Here is an 18556-nt window from a genome sequence, read left to right as displayed (position 1 = left end):
AATTGCATGAAAACGATGGAAGTGTTTAAGTCTATTGCTTTGTGTTTTTCTGGAGGAGGATATAGAGCCGCTTGTTTTTCTTTAGGAACCTTATCTTTATTAGAAAAAGTAGGGTTGTTAGAAAATGTAAAAGCTATTTCTACAGTATCAGGAGGAACAATTACCGGGGTTAAATATGCGCAGTCTCAAATAGAAGAAAAAGAGTTTCAAGCTTTTTTTGACGAGTATTATGCGTGGTTAGCTAATGATGAATTAACAAGTAATGCCTTGAGTCATTTAAGATGGCCTCTAATTTGGAACCAGCCTGAGAATAAACATAAGCGAAAGAACCCGATTAACGCTTTTGCCATAGAATACAATAAACTAACAAATCATGCAACTTTAGGACAGGTTCAAAATGCAATCAGTGAAGGGAAAACACATTTAGAAAGAGTAATTTTCAATGCTACAGATTTTGATAGTACGCATCAGTTTAGGTTTCAAAACATAAAAGGAAACCAAAAAAGGTTTGGAAATGGGAAAGTGCATAGCAAATATAAAGGAGTTATTGATGATATAAAGTTAGGAGATATAATAGCTGCTTCGACAGCATTTCCAGGGGGATTTGAACCTATAGGTTTTCCGTACGATTTTAGTCCCAAACATAATGATTTAGAGGAAATAGGATTGATGGATGGAGGTATTGTAGATAATCAGGGCGCTTCTGTTTTTGTGTCTGAAGCACAAAATCAATGCGACGGAAAACCCGAACTTCATGACTTGTATTTTTTATGTGATGTATCTTCACCATATCCAGGAGAGGGCTTTAAGTTTGCTTCTGATTCTTGGTTTAGCAAATACGTGTCTTATGTGTCCAGTGCTTTTACCTTATTGTTTATGTTAATAGTTACCGTGTTTTTTGGAGTCCAAAAAATGATGGTTTGGTATACGATAAGTGTGGTAATATTGGCTTTTTTAGTATTCATACATTTTTTGTTTTTTTCCTTATCTAAATTAATGCAAAATGAAACAGGTGTAGATCAAAGATTGTATTTGCCACCAAGAAGAGTAGGGTTTTACATACTTAATAGAGCAAAATCTTTAGTTCGTATGGCAAGTGTGGTTTTTCTTAAGAATGATAGGAGGCAACATGCAAGTGCTATATACAGTACTTTTCCGAATAAAATAATTACCTCTACAGTGTATGAATTACGGTGTAAGGATGCTATAGGAAACCAAACATCCCGACCAGAGAACGAGAGAGGTTGGGAAGAAATTGTAAAACATACAGGGGAGATTGGAGAGCCCATTATTAAAAATTCAAATAAAAGCGCATCGTTTGGTACTACTTTATGGTTTACGCAAAAAGACAAAGCTAGCGATATGTTAAACAATGTGATTGCATGTGGTGAGTATACAGCCTGTTATAATTTACTGTCGTATTTAATTATTCAGTATAAAGATGAAGTTGCTGAAATCCCTATTTTTAGAGAGCTGCTATCACTATGGGGGGAATTTCAAGAGAACCCTAAGTTTTTGGTAGAAGAGCGTCAAGAAAAAATAAAAACCATGAATGGATAAGCATTTATGGTTTTTTTTGGTTTTGGTTAAAAAATCAAAGTTTTTATTGTGTTTACGATAGTGTTTATAACTTTGTTTTTAAAATGCCCCAAGCTTATTTTTGAAATACCAGCAGCTTGTAAAGCGTTCATTTGGAATAAGTCTTTCTGACTTTTTACAAGCCATTCAAAATCTTCTACAGTAAGTTTGCCTTGTGCTAATAAAGAAGTCCACCTTTCGAGCTTGTCTTTTGATTCATTTAAGAATCGTTCAATATCTTTTTTTGATTCTTGTGAGAATTCACTAAACGTATCATCAAATAAAGAAAGTAATGATTTTTTTAATTCTTGTAATATTTTATCAAAATCCATAGCGGGTTAGTTTTTAAAAATAAGTTCTAATAATTTGTTTTTGGTAGCAGGTTCTTTTTTGCTTTCATACTCAAGTAACAGGTTAAAAGCTTCAGTTATTTGTTCTTTAGCTTCTGTAATAAAAAAAGGAGAAAGCTTATCCTTTTCTTTCCATCGTTTCAAAAATCCAGCAAGTAAGTTTTTGTCTTGATCAGCTAATAATAACCACATTTTATAGGTTATTTCATTATTAGGTTTGTATTTTTCGTATTCAACAATTTTAGTAATTTCATTTTGTAGTTGTTCAATTTCTTTACTGTTTTCTTGGTAAGAGCTTTCAGCTTTATCTATAAGTTGAGTAGCATCTATTTTTATTTCAATAGTTTTTTGAAAAGAGTATTGATCATAAGGAGCTGTTTTAAGTATACTACAAGAAGAGATAAAAGCAGCAATAAGCATTAAAATAAAGAAGGGTTTGTCGTTTTTCATTTTGATAGTTAGGTTAATTATTAAAGCAAGTAAATTTAATACTTTATACATCATAACAAGGGGAAAAAACACCCAGAAAAAAGAAGTGTTTTTCAGGAGTAATAAAAAAAAGAGTATCAGAATTCATGATAAAAGTCATGTAAATCAATGAGTTATGTTTGTATCTTTGGGTAAGGTGTAAATTAATAAGTTATGGGTATATCAGTCTTTTTACTAAAGTTCTGGGGATGGTATTGTATTATTTTCTTCTTTGTGTTGAGTTTTAATCCTAAAAGGGTAAAACAAATAGTAGATAATTTACAGGATGCTCGGTTTTTAATTATTCTTTCATTGTTTGCGATTATAATAGGTTTACTTAATGTATTGGCTCATAATATATGGGAAGCAAATATTAAATTGTTAGTAACTCTATTTGGTTGGCTGGCTTTAATTAAAGGTATTATCCTGTTTACTTTTCCTAAACAAACCATTAAGCTCTTAAAGCAAACCAATTTAAAGTTTATACAGGCCATATATGTGTTGTTGTTTTTCTTAGGATTGTTTTTGCTGAATGAAGCTTATGGTATAGTTCCTTTTTAACTGAATTTTAATAGAAATGAAAAAAAAGATTTTACTACTAACCGATTTTTCTGAAGCATCATATGATGCAATCGTATATGCTTTAGAGCTTTTTAGAACTGAAAGATGTAGCTTTTACGTGTTAAATGTTTTTAAAACAACATATAATTTAATAGAAGATTTAGTGCCTCCTAAGTCAGGAGAGAAAGGATATGATGAGCCAAAGAAAAAATCATTAGAAGGACTGAATAAAATATCAAAATTAATAACGTCAAAAGAAGAGGTAAATCCTTTTCATACGTTTGACTACATGTCGCTACAAAATAAATCACTATTGGATGCAGCTGAGGAAATAGTGGAGCAAAAAGATATAGAAATGGTTGTAATGGCTACCAAAGGATTAACTAATGATAGTAGTTCTGTATTTGGTAGTAATGCAATACAGGTAATGGAGAAGATTCGTAATTGTCCAGTTTTAGTAGTACCAAAAAAGGCTAAGAAACAAATACCCAAAGAAATTGTTTTTCCTACGAGTTACAGAACACATTATAAAAAAAGAGAATTAGAGTATTTAATAGATATAGTTGGAGCTTGTAATGCATCTTTAAGAGTATTACATATTACTAATAATGGAGATATAGATGAAAATCAAAAAGAACACAAAGAGATGTTGAGTGACTATTTTGAAGGGTTAAAATTTTCATTTCATTCATTGTCTTGCGTAACTGTGTCTACAGCAATAAAATGTTTTGTAGAAAGTAGAGAGAGTGATATGGTGGCTTTTATCAATAAAAAGCACGCATTTTTTGATACTATATTTTCTAAACCATTAGTAAAAGAAATAGGGTATAAGTTAAAGGTGCCTGTGTTGGTGTTACATGATTTAAGAAACTAAAAAAACAAAACAATGAAAAACATAGGAGTTTGGTTAGATAAAGAGAAAGCTCTTGTTGTAACCATTGAAAATGGAACAGAAAACATAAAAACGATACCATCAAACATAGAAACGTTTCGTATTCATGGAGGTTCTGGAACTAGATTAAAAGGAGGGCCACAAGATGTAGTTCAAGATAGTAAGTATTTGGAAAGAGAAAAACATCAAACAAAAAGGTATTTCAATGAACTTGCAGAGGAAGTTAACAGCGCTGACTCATTAGCTATTTTTGGTCCTGCTGAAACTTTTGAGAAGTTTAAGAAAGAACTTGAGGATTCTCATAAAGAATTAAATGCGAGGGTTAAAAAAGTGCAAAGAGTTGACAGTATGACAGATAATCAGGTGAAGGCTTTGGTTAGAGATTTTTTTAATAATGGAAAATAGTCCAAATAAAATAACAATAGTAAAAGCTTCTGGAGAAGTAGCCCTGTTCTCGTTAGCTAAATTAAAAAACTCGCTTAAAAGAACCGGAGCTGATGATTCCTTAGTGTCGGAAATTATAGAAATAGTTCAAGATGAGTTGTATCAGGGAATTACCACTAAAGAAATTTACAATAGAGCTTTTGCTTTACTCAAGAAAAAAAAGAAGGTATTTGCTTCAAAGTACAAATTAAAAAAAGCAATATATGAGTTAGGACCAACAGGTTTTCCTTTTGAACATTTTGTGGCGGCCATTTTAAAATATTCTGGATACCAAGTGAAAGTAGGAGAAGTATTACAAGGAGAATGCGTAGAGCACGAAATAGATGTGTTGGCTCATAAAAACAACGAAACTACGGTTGTGGAATGTAAGTTTCACAGTGAGCAAGGACTTGTGTGTAATGTTAAAATTCCGTTGTATATCCATTCCCGTTATCGAGATGTGAAAAAACATTGGAATGCCTTTAATAAGCACCAAACAACGCTAACTCAAGGCTGGGTGGTAACGAATACACGATTTACAGAAGATGCTAGCCAATATGGTAATTGTGCAGGATTGTATTTACTAAGTTGGGATTATCCGAAAAAGAATAGCCTAAAAGATATAATTGATAGGTTAGGGCTATATCCAATTACAGTTTCTACACTATTAACTAAAAGAGAAAAGCAGTTTTTGTTAAATAGAGATGTAGTGCTGTGCAGAGAATTGATAAAAGATAGCTTTTACCTAGATCATTTAGGTGTTTCAGATACGAGAAAAAGTAGAATTCTATTAGAAATACAGCAATTATGTAGTGTTTAAAACGAAGGAGATATGCTAACTTTTGCTAAAGTTCATTTTTTAGGAGCGGCTGGTACCGTTACAGGCTCAAAGTTTTTGCTCGAAGCATACGGTAAGAAAATTTTGATTGATTGTGGTATGTTCCAAGGACTCAAAGAACTTAGAGAGTTAAATTGGGTAGCGCTTCCTGTAGATGTAAAGAAAATAGATGCTGTATTGCTAACTCACGGACATCTAGATCATGTAGGTTTTTTACCTCGTTTATATAAGCAAGGGTTTAGAGGGAGAATTATAGGAACTACCCCAACGTTGGCCATTGCAAAAATTATATTAAACGATAGTGCTAAAATTTACGAAGAAGAAGCGCAAAAAGCAGCCAAAGAAAATTATAGTAAACACAATCCTGTACTTCCTTTTTATACAATTACTGAGGCTGAAAAAACAATAACCTTATTTGAATCTGTAGCGGAAGGAGAATGGGTTTCTTTTTCAGATAAAATCTCATATAGGTTTCAATATAACGGACATATCATAGGGGCAACTTTCATAGAATTAGATATAAATGAAAAAATATTTGTGTTTTCTGGAGATGTAGGAAGAGTGAATGATTATTTGTTAGCCCCCCCAAAAAAACCTGAGTGGGCTGATTACCTTTTTTTAGAAAGTACCTACGGTCATAAATTGCACCCAAAAGAAAACATCGAAGAAATTCTATCAAAACTCATTAAAGAAACAATTCAAAATAAAGGAAATTTAATCATTCCTAGTTTCGCTGTGGAGCGTTTGCAAATGTTAATGTATGTTTTATGGAAACTGTATAAGAAAAATACAATACCAAACATACCAATTTTTGTTGATAGCCCAATGGGAAATAATGTTTTGGAGGTTTTTAAACGATATCCACAATGGCATAAACTACCCATGAATGAATACGAAGCAATGTGTAACCATATAAATATTATTGAATCTTATAGAGAAACATGGGAAACTATTGATAATCCGAGATCTAAAATAATAATTGCTGGAAGTGGAATGGTAACTGGTGGTAGGGTTTTAACTTATTTGCAACAGATGATTAATGATCCTACTACAACGATTTTGTTGCTTGGTTATCAAGCAGCAGGAACTAGGGGAAGGCAGTTGCAAGAAGGTTGTCATGAAATAAAGTTTTTTGGACGATATTTTCCTGTAAAAGCAAGAGTTAAAAGGATAGAAAGTTTATCTGCACATGCAGATCAGCAAGATTTGTTAGATTGGTTAAGTGAGATAAAAAATATACCAGAAGAAGTGTTTCTTATTCATGGAGAACAAACGGCTTTAGATGCTTTTAGATTGAAAATACAAAAAGAGAAAAATTGGAATGTTTGTATTCCAAAATTACATGCTATAAAAGAGTTAATGATATAAAACGAAATGTCTAATCGTAAAAGCTAGCTCAATGAAAACAACAAGCATACATCTAAAATATGTTGAGTGCAGAAGATATGCACTTAATGTCAAAACAATGGTTATCTGAACTCTCGTTTTTAAAAGACGAACAGCTTTTTTTGAAGATTTAATTAGAAAATATATTTTCGAATTAATAGCTCCTAGTCAGTTTAAGAAAACAACTAAAATAGTTGAAGCACTGAGTAGTTCAAGAGAAAAAACGGAAGAGTTAATTAAAGAAGATAAGTTGTAGTTGAGCCGTAGTGCTCCGCCAATTTTAACCTCAGGTTTTTCTTGTGAAAACACGATTGTAACCAAGGAAAAAGCAACTAAGACTAGGCTTTTTTTTGTGAAATTCATTGTTTGTTTTAATAAATATGAAGAAAGCGTACTTGTATAAGCACATTTTCAAGTAAAAGGATATGAGAAGCCTCTTTTTGCTAAAAAATGATGATTAAATTGAAGGAGGGATAAACTTATCTGATTGATTCCTAAAAACTAAAAAGCTAAAACTGAATATTCGTTTATTCTTTTTGTCTTTGAGTTTTTTATCATAAGGCTGCAAAAGATACTGATTTAAAAAGGGTTTTTCAAAGAATGCGCTTTTGAATGTTGGAATATTCAACTAAAAATATAATGAAGCCTTGCGTATTTTACTAAAATAAGACCGACATAAAGTATCAAATTAAGAGGGGTAAGTAAAAGTAGTAGTTTAGATTTTAAAATGCTGGTTTTGTAGTGTTTTTAAGTGGTATAGGAAGTTTTTTATGTGTTTAAAATTCAATATATTAGTATGTTGAATATCTCTGTAAATGAAAACTTCAATGGAAAGAAAAAACTTATATGGCTATATTATAAATAGTAGCATGGTTGTAGCGTTAGGTATTATTTATTTGAAACAAATAAATTTTAATACTAGTGATGTTTGGTGGAATTGGATTTCATTGGGGCTAATCGTTGTTATTTTAGGAATGCTAACAACCGTTTTCTTTATTTTAAGAGCGCAAATTAAGGCAAAAAAGAAATCGGAAGAAAAGCTTTTAAAAAGTCAAAAATTATTACATTCTATCATTGATAATACAACAAATGCAATCTCTGTTAAAAAAATAAATGGAGAGTATATGTTGGCAAATAAGAAGTATCAATCAATTTTTGAAACGTATGGTAAAGATTTACTAGGAAAAACAGACCATGATATGTTACCAAAGGAATTAGCAGACAGGTACCTTGAAGCAGATTTAGAGGCTATGAAGTTGGGAGAAGAAATTCAAATAGAAGAAGAGATTGAGCAGTCTGATGGAAAGCATACATATTTATCAGTAAAATTTCCATTGTTTGATATCAATAACAGGGTTTATGCTATTGGGAGTATCTCTACAGATATTACAGAAAGAAAGATGATTATGGAGTCGCAAAAGACAGCCGATACCTTCTTCAATATCTCTACAGATAGTTTAGTAATTGCTACCAGTGAAAAATTTTTAAGAGTCAATCCTTCGTTAAGCAATCTTTTAGGATATACAAAAGAAGAACTTTTGAATACTCCGTTTGCTGCTTATATTTTTCCTGAGGATCTGGAAAAAACAAAGGAGGCAATTAACAAATTAGAAGAAGGAGCAACTTTGGTGAGTTTTCAAAGTCGATGGATATGTAAGGATCAAAGTATTAAATGGTTGTCATGGAATGCTACTTCAGATACAGCTACGGGAAGATTATATGCAGTAGTTAGAGATATTACCAAAGAGCTGTTGCTGCAAAATGAGAATGAAAAAAGAATGAATGAACTGTATGAGAATCAGCAAAAGTTAAATATGATTATAGAAAACATTAGTGACGGGGTTTTGGTAGCAAACACTGATAAGCAAGTTATATTGGCTAATGAGGTTGCAAATGAACTTTTTGGAATAGCTGATGATTCAAAAATATCTATTGATTTTTCAGATCATTTTAAAGTGTTGAATCCGCATGAAGGAAAGGTTTTCCCAGCACAAAATCTACCTGCTGAATTGGCTTTAGGAGGTAAAATTACCAACGATATTGATGTACTGTTAATGAACAAGCAAACAAATGAGATTAGAAGAGTTTTGTTGAGTGGAAGACCTATAATAGATAATGAAAATTATATTGCTGCTGTAGTTGTAACGATTAAAGATATTAGTAGGTATAAAAGGTTAGAGGCTGAATTGAAAAAGAAAGATCAAGAATCAAGAAGAAGAATTGGATTTAAAAGTAATCAATCAAAAAAGGAGGAATAATATCATCGTTGAGTTACCTGCAAAAACTATTTTCCTTTAGTTTTTTGGGAGTGGTTTGGGGGGGCGATAAGCAAAGGAGGTTTCTAATAATGTTAGTTTTATTGATGTTTGCAAGGGAAGTGTTTGTTTTTCAGAAGATTAATTTTATCTCGGTTTTTATTTACTTTCATTTTACTTCATATAATCTTTAAAATGTTGCAGGCGTTTTAAAATATTATGTAAGTATGTAATTGTTGCAATTTATGTAAAACATCTATTTTTCTTATATAAATTAAGGATTGTGAAATTAAGATAAACATTAGTTTGTAATGAATCTTATGCCTATAAATATTGCTATAGATTAAAGTTTTATATTAAGCGTTTCTTCTTTGCTAAGGTAATCGCTTCAATCTTTGAGTGTACTTGTAGCTTCTTATATATATTTTCAATATGCCTTCTAACTGTTGATGGTGAGATAAACAAATTTTCAGCTATTGAGGTATATGGTAACCCTGTTGCTAATTGTTCTAAGACTTCAATTTCTCTACTTGTTAGTTTTACATTTTCTTCTTCATTTTTTTGTAGAGATAAAGGAGTGCGTAAAAGATTTAGTGCTTTAAGAGCTATAGATGGAGTCATAACAGCGCCACCAGTAAGGGTTTTTGTGATAGCATTATAAAGAGTTTTTGGTTCGTCGTCTTTTAATAAATAACCATCTGCTCCTGCTTGTATTGCATTAAAAATTTGTTCGTCATTATCAAAAACAGTAAGCATAATTATTTTTACTTGCGGATATTTTCGTTTTATTAAGGCAGTGGCTTCTATGCCATTTTGTTTGGGCATATCAATATCCATTAATATCAGGTCAGTATTTTTATTTTCGCTAAGTTTTTGTAAGCATTCTAATCCGTTGTTGGCTGTAAATACGATGCTTATATCTTCAAAAAAAGAGAGGCTTTCTTTGGTGCTTTTTATTAAAAAATTATTATCATCTACAATGGCTACTCTAGTTTTCATACCTTATGTATTGTTGTTTTTGGAATTATAAAACAAAATGAAACTTCAACCCCTTTTTCTAGTTCAGTTTGTATGTTGAGTTGACTTTTTAATTCTATGGATCGTTTTCTCATATTCAATAATCCATTGCCTAATTCTACGTTTTTTTCTATAAAGCCTTTGCCGTTATCTTTTACAGAGAAACATATATTATCTTCTTTTTTATAAATATGGATGGTTATTTGTGAAGCTTTTGCATATTTAAGAGCATTATTGGTAGCCTCTTGAATAATGCGAAATGCATTCAGTCCTTGTAAGGATGTAAAGGTTACATCTTCAGGGAAATTTTCATCTACATTAACAGTTATATTAGTTTTATTTTGTGATTGTTTCGCTTTTTCGATAAAATTTGCAATTCGAGAGTGTAAATCTTTAATAGAAATATCTGATTTATTCATTGCCCAAACGGTATCTCGTAGTTCTTGCGTAGTTACTTTTGCAAAATCTTTTATAGTATTTAGTTTATCGGTTAACTTTTCGTCTTCGTCAGTAATGTAGTATTTAATAGTATTAATGGTAACAACAATAAAAGTGAGTTTTGAGCCTATGTTGTCGTGTAGATCGCGAGAAATTTCCAAGCGTTGTTCCAGTAATTTATTCTGATTTTCAATTTGCACTAACACATATTTTAACTCAGCTTCTTTATGCATCTGAGAATGTTTAATTACTATAAAGCAATAAATAGTAAATACGATAATGGGCATCACAACTAAATCACCAATGACAATGTACTCTACATAAAAGACTGAAACAATAATGAAGTAAATAATTAAAATTACATTGCATAAAATCATATAATTTACAAATTGAGAAACCCACTCTTTTTTAATTTGTAAATGATTTTCTTTAGTATTTACGGTAAAACGATTTATAAATACTCGTAAATAAATAAAATAAATAACACTGTGTAATAAACTTAAGTTCGTTATTATTATAAGGGGTAGATGGGTTCCTTGTAATATTTCTGCAAAATATTTTTTTTTCAATTCATCTGGCAAAAACAAATAATAAACCCCACTCAAACAGAGTAACGAAAGAACCCAATAATTTAACGACCAATATTTGGGTAATTTTATTTCTAAATTAAAATAGACATACTGTAATAACATAGGTCCGAAAAGAAAAACGAATCCTAATATTAAAAAAGGTACAAAAACCAATTTATAACTTCCAAAGAAGGTGATTAAATTAGAAACACAAACTAAAATTATATTTAAAAAGAAAAAACTGAACGACAGCCTTGCTTTTATACTTTCTCTTTTAGTTATTAACGTGGTAGCTACTATTAATGTTAATATGAATATAATAAAGAGGTTGACAAAAAGTATTATTGAATTCATAAATAAAAAATATTGCATAAGGTTTTAAAAACCACCCTATGTTTAAGAGCTAAATTTAATAAAAAGGCAATAGGTCTAGGAAAAAATGAAATTATAAACTTTTTTGTTTTAAAATTTACAAAACAATTATAATTAAAATAAGGCTTAATAACATTTGTGCTGTTTTTAGTAAAATGAGGAAACACAGTATATAGCGGTAAAATAAAAAAGTTAAGTAAAGCAGAATGGATCATTTGTTGCTCTTTTTTATTCTTTTTTTATGAACCAAATTATAATTATAAAGACAATAACTAAAATTATGACAATGGGTAAGAAAATTACTAAAGCAGGAAAAACTCCCCAAAAAGTAGTCTTAACATGGTACGGTTCTCTAATTTTAGTATTGGAATACGTAAAACCTTCTAATGATAAACTTGATAATTTATCAATATTTGTAAATAAATAATCTGATTGCTGAATTATATTTTCAAAAGAAAATTTATCATCATCTTTATAGTATGTAACAACAAGATTATCTTTAGGGGTAGGTGAAAAATTTACTTTTGAGCCTTTAAATAACTTATGTTTATCATTATACTTAAAATCAAATCCTGAGGAAAGTCCTTTTATGTCAGAATCGTTTAATTCGTCCATTAATTCAATGTAAAAATCACCATGTTTTATGGGGTTTTTCCATACACTTCCGCTTTCTAACAGATAAATAAATGCATTTTTACTTTCGCTTTCATAACCTTTCTTTACTCTTGCATTGTTGGTGTTTACAATGAAATACACTTCTACTTTTTGTAGCTCGTTTGGGGTGAATTCCATGTTCCAAACTTTCCAATTATCACTAAATGGTATTGTTTTTTTGTAATTGTTATTGAGTTCTGGATGTGCTTCTTTAAGTAACGGTAGCAAATTGTTTTTGACTCTTATTTTAAATTGGCTTAATGAATCTAAAGTAACGTGGTTAAGATAGTTGTCTCCACCAGCATAGATGCCATTGGTAGGATACCCCATTTTGAATCGTAAAGAATCATTTGTTGTATTACGAAACCAATATACTCCTTTTACCACTGCAAAACCTTTATATAACTGAATGTATATGTTTTCTTGTTGCATTTGCACTTTTTTAAAAGAGAGAGAGTCTTCGGGATATAGCATTGTAAATACGGTTCCACCAGCATTCCAAATACCAGGTTGCGCAGCGTTACTATATGCCTTGTTTATAAAAAACATAAAAATGATACCTAAAAGAAGCTGTGAACCTATTTTTTTCATAACAGAAGATTTATATAGTTTCATTAAACAAGTATATATTGTGTGAGTTAAAATTTACTGCAATAAGAATAGTAATGAACGATGCTTTGTGCAAATCAATAATATCGTTTGATTTTACTTTGTTGTATATGTTTTCTGACACATCAATGTTTCCATTATTAGTAACTAAACGGAACTTGGTTGCGTTTCTATTGGAAGTGATTTTAAGTTTGTCATTAACCTGAACTGTTGTTATTTGTTTGAGTTTTCCATTTCTAAAAAACGTTGCATAGTTATTTATTTCTATAAGTAGTTTAAATGAAGTATATACAAAAGCAACAAGTACAGGAATTATAAAAATAAAAATACCTTGCCATAACAATAATAACAGTAATGCAAATGCTATTACAAAAATTAATCTTTTTCTCATTTTTTTCCAAAATATCTTTTTAACTACATCCACTTCTTTTTGACTCATTGGCATAGTTTTACTTTTATTTGGAATGAAATTAAGGGTGTTATTAACTTCAATCGATTGCTGATGGTTCTCTAATATAGTAAATGTTAAAACCTCTTTGTTTTTTGGACTTACTTCTAAATATATTTTGTCTCCTATAATAGCTTTTGAATATACCGTGTAAGGAATACTGTGTTCTTGAATGTCAACACTTATATAATATGAAGTTTTAGTGGTAGTACTATTTGAACTATTACCCGCTCTTGAGGTAAAATTTTTTGAAGAAGAGGTGTGTTTATCTATTCGTTTATCGGTAATAATTCCAGTATAGCAATGTTTAATTCCTTTTTTTAAATCAATGTAGGTACTCCAAAAAGTGTATACTATAATACTTAAGAAGAACAATAAAAAAATAGCAAAAACGATTATAGGAATTGTACTAAATTTTGCGGGCTTTAATACATTTTTAAAAATGAAAAAGAATATACCACCTACAAAAATTAAGAAAATAACCAAGAAAACATACTGCTGACTAATTTTTTTCTTATCTTTAGAGGAAAGCGGTTTTATTTCATAATTATTTTCTGTCATAGTTAAAAATGTTTATTTAGGAATTTTGATATATTTAAGATGTTCTACCAATTCTAAATACGTGTTTTCATTATACTTTGTGTCGCCAACGATATTGCCATTTTGTAATGTTGTTCTAAAAAACTGAATAGTTGCTATGTTTTCTTGCTTGATATTTACATTGGCTGTGGCATATTTTACCTTGTTACCCAAGGTGTCTTTCTTGTAGGAATAGATGGTTATTTGGTAAGGTTCTACCTTGTCTAAATGCTTTTCGTAAAATTGCCAAGTTTGATTGCTATATTGCTCTAAGTTAAAAGGGATATTATCTTTTGGTGCCTCTTTATTAAATCGTTGAATACCTTTATTTATTCTGCTTGTAGCATTATTCTCTTCAATAATTTTAAAAGCAATATCTACTATTTCTGTATATATATATGCCTTGTAATTAGTGCTAGGTTCTGTGTAGGATAAAATTTCTTTATCTTCTAAATAGAAGTGGTTAGAAATTACATCTTCTTTAGCTTTATGTTTTTGATGATGTACTTTTTTATACAAATTACCTTTTTGGGTATAATAAAATGTAGTTATAGAATTAGTATCATTTATATTAGCTATAATGCTTTGTAGCTTATTGTTTTGATACTCATATTTTATATGATTTTTTTCCCCTTTTTTTAAATAGATGCGCTCTTCTATTAAATTATGCTGTGTATCATAAACATATTGATGTTTTCTGTTTAAATTAGAATTACGATGTTTAGTTATTCTTTTACGTAAAAGACCTTTTTTATAGTTACTGCTTAATTTTAACCAATCGCTACTCGTATTGCTTTTTCTTTCGTAGCTTTTTATGGTACCATCAGTGTTGAAATTGTAGCTAACTTTTTCGGTTTGTATTGCTTTTTCAGAATGTAACGTATACGTTACCATCTCAACTTTTTTAACCGATTGTGTAAATCCGTAATCTTTAGCTGTAATCTTTGGTAAAGATTGTGCAATAGCATTACAATTTAATACTAAAAAAATGACTGTAATAAATTTAATTTTTAGGAGCATATTGTTTTTTAGTTTATTTATATTTTTTTTAGATGTTTATCTTATATAAATCTTTAACTGCGTGGTCTTTATTTACTTTATTGATAGTTGTTTTTTTGCCAAACTTTGTTGTACATTCTCAATTATTTCTGAGGCATTGTTTTACTATTTGCAGGATTGTAGCCGTTTGCATAATTTACAATTAGTTGACCGTTTTTAAACTCACCATAGGTTTGAGTGAAGGTTTTAACATCTGTTTTAACACCTAAACCCGTAATATATCCATTGTGGGCAAATGCTCCAGAATACACATAGGTTGGTGTTTTAAACATTCCTGAATAATTAATTTTACCATTACTATCCCAGTCGCCTACATAAAAGTTTTTGTTAGCCCACCTGTAAGCGCCTGCCTTATATGGTTGTCCGTTTTTAAAGAAGCCAACATATACATCTCCTTGGTTGTATTTAAAGGCACCATACCCATTTTGGCAGTTTCCTAAGCAATTTTTACCGGTTGATTTTTTCTGTAAATAATCAGTAAAAAGATTGGTGGTTAATTTACCTTGTGTGTAAATACCCGCCTGAAAAGTTTTGTTGTTTTTAACGTAATACCCATAACCGTGTTGTTTGCCATCTTTCCAATGCCCATAATACTGCTCGTTGAGTTTATTCCAATAATAAATTCCAAAACCATTACGATACCCATTATAAAAATCACCGTCATAACGATTACCATTGGCAAAGAAAAATTGTGCATAACCGTGTAGTTTACCACTTTTGAAAAAGCCAAACACTTTGCTACCGCTATTAAAAACATAAGTGCCATAACCATTGGTACAGTTACCTTTTATGCAAGCATTGTCTGTTTTATTATTTTGAGGTTGTGTAGTATTAGTTTTGCCTGAAATTTTATCGGTAGAAAAATTAAAATAACGTCCTTTGTTAAATACGCCTGGTTTTGAATTAGCAAAGTTGCTTAATACATAAGTTGGAACATTATTGATTGAAAACACGTAGTCTTTTGTCCCTTCAACATATCCTTCAATTTTATAATCCTTAAACCGTTTACCTGCTATAAAAAAGCTTACGTGTTCTTTGTCTTCTGATGGGATATACCAAATTGAATTCCCTCTAGAGGTCATAGAAATTGCAGGGTATGCCTTGGTTTCTTTACTAGTATTTTGCAGTGCGCTTTCTGCAAAATAAACATCTTTACTTTTAGTATCTCTAGCAATAATATTTTTATATTCTGATTGGTATTTCCACTTTCTGTAAGAAAAAATTGATGGGATGCCTCGCTCTATACACATTGCTGATTTACCATCACTAATAATACTATTTTCTGACTGTAGTAAAAATTCAAAAGGAATTGTAGTATTTAAAGTTATTGATGTGTCAAGGGCGTTTCTCGCAATGTAATAAGTGTTCGTTAATGGATTAAAGAATATATAATCGTTGTTAAATTTGTCCCATAGCGACGTATTGTCTAATTTACCATTGATATATAAATGAGGTATGGCCAAACCGCCTTTTAAGTTTAAGTCGCCCGTAGTTTTTTTAATTTGTGCATTTTTTTCAAAATCTTTATATTCACTATGATAAATAATGCTTCTGTTATATTGGTGTAACACATTACCTGCAGCATTGGTTTCTGTTCTTTGTATCCAGTTACCTTTAGAATCGTATTGATATTTAAAAAATGTTTTACTGTTATTTTGGTTTGCTTTTCTTGCTGTTAGCAACCCGTTTCTGTAATATTCAGTTTTAGTAGTTGGTAGTTTATCTGTTTCTTTAGATGTAATAGTTACTATAACCAAATCACCTTGTTTTATATAACTATATTCTTCTGTTTTGTAGCTGTAAATTGCTTTTTTAATTCTGTTTTGTGCATCGTATTCATAAATTTTTCCTTCGTCGTAAATAAGATTTCCGTTAGCATCATATTTGAAATTGAGTGTTTTTCCATTGGTATATGTTGCTGATATGGGTCTGTTATAATTGTCAAATTTTATATGTATTCTATGTTCTATATCTAACCAATTACCCTTATTATCGTAAAAAGTAAAACTGTCTTGAAATACATCACCCTTTAGTTGTGTTTTATCTAAACTAGCACCTTTGGGTAATGGATTAACAGGAGCGTTTACCCAATTTATAGTTTGTGCTTCAGCTACAAGTGTCTTTAATAAAAATATGATAATGAGTGTGTAATATTTTTTCATTTTTTTATGGGTGTTTTATTTTAAACGAGCTACTTTTTTTTCAAAAAACATATCAAAATTGGTACTACCACTTTCGGATCCATCTGCATAGATTAGTTTTTTAAATACCAATCGTCTTATATGCATATTATATTGTTTGTCTATTTGCAAACGCTTTATCCAATCGCCCGTTTCGTTTCTACTTTCTGCAGGAATAGTAAAAATGGTTCTTGTGGTGGGTTTACCTTGTAGTTCACCCATAAGTTTGATAAATGAATTAGGTTCTTGTTCTTTTAATTTTCGCATTTTTAAGGCATAGTTTAATGCGTTTTCATTTACTTCGATATCTAAATCATTATGATGATAAGCCTTGTAAAAAGTAACTATCGGTTCTCTGCCCAAATAGAATGATGCAAATTTTTCAGTTCCATCGTAAACAGTATAACTTTCAGTAATTTTACCATTTACACTAGTTTCTTTGATACGACTGTAATTTTTATTATGGTTAAAATAAGTTGTCATTCTCCCCCCGTTGGAGTATGATCTTTCTATTGAATTTACCAAACCATTTTTATACGTATACGTATCCGTAAAATTTGAAAACTTGCCATTCGCTACAATTTTTGTGAGTTTTTGATTGGTGTTATAATGTAATTTTTGTTTGTTATTAAAATTTACTGATGAAGCATACGTGTTTATACTGTCTAACAAGCCATTATTATATTCATAATTAGTAGCTGTTTCGCTAGCGTATTTACCAAATATTTTAAAATACTTTTGTATAATAAAGCCTTCTTTGTTAAAAGAATACACTTCTATCATTGTTGGTTTGTATGATATGCTATCTACTTTGTAGTAGGCTATATTTACTTGTTTTACCTGTTTTTTAAAACCGAATGATTTCCAATGAGTTTGTGGTGGTATTAGATAGTCATTTGTTTTTTGACTATACGTTTTAAAAACATTGATAACAAACAGTAAAACGATTATTTTTTTCATCTTATTCATATTAGTTTTTATATGTTATAGTACGTTTGGTAATAGTAGTATATAACCACTTATTATTTTTCATTTGATATGTTTTACGTACTATCCAATTATAATTATCATCATATTCATATTCAAATTTTTGGTAGGGTTCACTGTCTTTTTCTATATTTATAAGTTCTTTATAATCAGTTTCATCACCAAACACTTCTACCTTCCTACTTTTATAGTTGTATTTTGTTGTTGTGGTTACGCCCAAATTACCAATGGTACGCTCAAGAGGTTTTTCAAGTGCATCAAATTTTAAATGTTCTGTTTCTACGGGTGTCTTAATGTTCTCTTTATAGTATTCTTTTTTTAAACTTTTTGTAGCGTAATTGTACCAGCTTTTAGTTTGCGAGGATATTTTTTTATTTGAGGTAAAAACTGTTTCTTTAATATAATCATCATCATTTCCTTGATAGGTTACTTCAAAAACATCTGGATTGGTATTGAGTAAATATCTTTTTACGACAATTTTATCTACATTAAAAGAACCATAGCTGTACTGACGTTCTTCAATCATCTTTTCTTTCACTGTATTAAAGATGGTAATCGTTTTTATTTGGTTGCCATTCGGGTTTGTATAGTTTATCCGTACATCAAAACTCATTTCTTTCATTGGCTGATTTATAAAACGATAGTCCGTTAATTGGTAGGTGTTATTCCAGCTCCAATATTCTTTAGAAAAAGGATATTCTTTGTTTTCATCAATTTCAAAGACCTCTTTAGTCATTGTTTTTATTTGAGAAAAGTCAACCGCATCAATAGTATTCTTAAAACTCCAGTCAGGTGGGTAATAAGCAATTTCATTTTGAGCTACCAAAAAATAACTTGTTAGCAAAAAGCATAGTGTTATGAAACGATTTATAAATAATTGCATTTTTTAAAAT

The 18556-nt window shown here is 30.1% G+C and carries 17 protein-coding genes; 7 read left to right on the top strand and 10 right to left on the bottom strand.

Annotated features, from left to right (window positions below):
• The first annotated feature begins 6 nt into the window (after nucleotides 1-6).
• Entirely contained in the window at nucleotides 7-1560 is a 1554-nt protein-coding gene (locus V1T75_RS15185; protein ID WP_330489346.1) for a patatin-like phospholipase family protein, read from the top strand.
• Nucleotides 1561-1586: 26 nt separating this feature from the next.
• Here V1T75_RS15185 and V1T75_RS15180 read toward each other — a convergent pair whose 3' ends face one another.
• Nucleotides 1587-1910, bottom strand: coding sequence for a hypothetical protein (locus tag V1T75_RS15180; RefSeq protein ID WP_330489345.1), 324 nt, complete (start codon nucleotides 1908-1910; stop codon nucleotides 1587-1589).
• 6 nt (nucleotides 1911-1916) lie between these two features.
• Entirely contained in the window at nucleotides 1917-2378 is a 462-nt protein-coding gene (locus tag V1T75_RS15175; RefSeq protein ID WP_330489344.1) for a hypothetical protein, read from the bottom strand.
• 192 nt (nucleotides 2379-2570) lie between these two features.
• On the opposite strand from V1T75_RS15175, the gene V1T75_RS15170 reads away from it, so the two are divergent.
• The 6 genes from V1T75_RS15170 to V1T75_RS15145 all read left to right on the top strand — a co-directional run bounded on the left by V1T75_RS15170 (nucleotide 2571) and on the right by V1T75_RS15145 (nucleotide 8754).
• Nucleotides 2571-2957 carry a hypothetical protein gene (locus tag V1T75_RS15170; RefSeq protein ID WP_330489343.1) on the top strand — a complete coding sequence of 129 codons (387 nt, stop codon included), beginning with the start codon at nucleotides 2571-2573 and terminating at the stop codon, nucleotides 2955-2957.
• 16 nt (nucleotides 2958-2973) lie between these two features.
• Nucleotides 2974-3831, top strand: coding sequence for a universal stress protein (locus tag V1T75_RS15165; RefSeq protein WP_330489342.1), 858 nt, complete (start codon nucleotides 2974-2976; stop codon nucleotides 3829-3831).
• A 12-nt stretch (nucleotides 3832-3843) separates the two neighbouring features.
• Complete coding sequence (locus V1T75_RS15160; protein ID WP_330489341.1) at nucleotides 3844-4254, top strand: hypothetical protein; 411 nt, start codon at nucleotides 3844-3846, stop codon at nucleotides 4252-4254.
• Entirely contained in the window at nucleotides 4244-5092 is an 849-nt protein-coding gene (locus tag V1T75_RS15155) for a restriction endonuclease (RefSeq protein ID WP_330489340.1), read from the top strand. The genes V1T75_RS15160 and V1T75_RS15155 overlap by 11 nt, the downstream gene beginning before the upstream one ends.
• A 12-nt stretch (nucleotides 5093-5104) precedes the next feature.
• Nucleotides 5105-6478: an MBL fold metallo-hydrolase gene (locus tag V1T75_RS15150; RefSeq protein ID WP_330489339.1), complete on the top strand. Its 1374-nt coding sequence runs from the start codon at nucleotides 5105-5107 to the stop codon at nucleotides 6476-6478.
• Nucleotides 6479-7323: 845 nt separating this feature from the next.
• Nucleotides 7324-8754: a PAS domain S-box protein gene (locus V1T75_RS15145; RefSeq protein WP_330489338.1), complete on the top strand. Its 1431-nt coding sequence runs from the start codon at nucleotides 7324-7326 to the stop codon at nucleotides 8752-8754.
• A 348-nt stretch (nucleotides 8755-9102) separates the two neighbouring features.
• On the opposite strand, the gene V1T75_RS15140 is transcribed toward V1T75_RS15145, so the two are convergent.
• From V1T75_RS15140 to V1T75_RS15105, 8 genes are all read right to left on the bottom strand, one after another.
• Nucleotides 9103-9750, bottom strand: a complete 648-nt coding sequence (locus tag V1T75_RS15140) for a response regulator (RefSeq protein ID WP_299001590.1) — start codon at nucleotides 9748-9750, stop codon at nucleotides 9103-9105.
• Nucleotides 9747-11129: a sensor histidine kinase gene (locus V1T75_RS15135; RefSeq protein WP_330489337.1), complete on the bottom strand. Its 1383-nt coding sequence runs from the start codon at nucleotides 11127-11129 to the stop codon at nucleotides 9747-9749. The genes V1T75_RS15140 and V1T75_RS15135 overlap by 4 nt, the downstream gene beginning before the upstream one ends.
• A 246-nt stretch (nucleotides 11130-11375) precedes the next feature.
• A complete protein-coding gene (locus V1T75_RS15130) occupies nucleotides 11376-12392 on the bottom strand; it encodes a hypothetical protein (RefSeq protein ID WP_330489336.1) in 1017 nt (338 codons plus the stop codon).
• 10 nt (nucleotides 12393-12402) lie between these two features.
• The gene (locus V1T75_RS15125) at nucleotides 12403-13419 is read right to left on the bottom strand and encodes a hypothetical protein (protein WP_330489335.1); all 1017 of its coding nucleotides are present in this window, start codon (nucleotides 13417-13419) and stop codon (nucleotides 12403-12405) included.
• Nucleotides 13420-13431: 12 nt separating this feature from the next.
• Nucleotides 13432-14457 carry a hypothetical protein gene (locus tag V1T75_RS15120; protein ID WP_330489334.1) on the bottom strand — a complete coding sequence of 342 codons (1026 nt, stop codon included), beginning with the start codon at nucleotides 14455-14457 and terminating at the stop codon, nucleotides 13432-13434.
• A 122-nt stretch (nucleotides 14458-14579) separates the two neighbouring features.
• On the bottom strand, nucleotides 14580-16658 hold the full coding sequence (locus V1T75_RS15115; protein ID WP_330489333.1) for a hypothetical protein: 2079 nt from the start codon (nucleotides 16656-16658) through the stop codon (nucleotides 14580-14582).
• A 15-nt stretch (nucleotides 16659-16673) separates the two neighbouring features.
• The gene (locus V1T75_RS15110; RefSeq protein ID WP_330489332.1) at nucleotides 16674-17636 is read right to left on the bottom strand and encodes a hypothetical protein; all 963 of its coding nucleotides are present in this window, start codon (nucleotides 17634-17636) and stop codon (nucleotides 16674-16676) included.
• Between the two features lie 10 nt (nucleotides 17637-17646).
• Nucleotides 17647-18546 (bottom strand): hypothetical protein, encoded by a 900-nt coding sequence (locus V1T75_RS15105; RefSeq protein ID WP_330489331.1) that lies wholly within the window; start codon nucleotides 18544-18546, stop codon nucleotides 17647-17649.
• Nucleotides 18547-18556 lie beyond the last annotated feature (10 nt).

It is taken from the genome of Tenacibaculum sp. FZY0031 (assembly GCF_036350695.1).
Classification (GTDB): domain Bacteria; phylum Bacteroidota; class Bacteroidia; order Flavobacteriales; family Flavobacteriaceae; genus Polaribacter.
The sequence above is the reverse complement of the archived record's forward strand: the minus strand, read 5'-3'. Positions and strand labels throughout refer to the sequence as shown.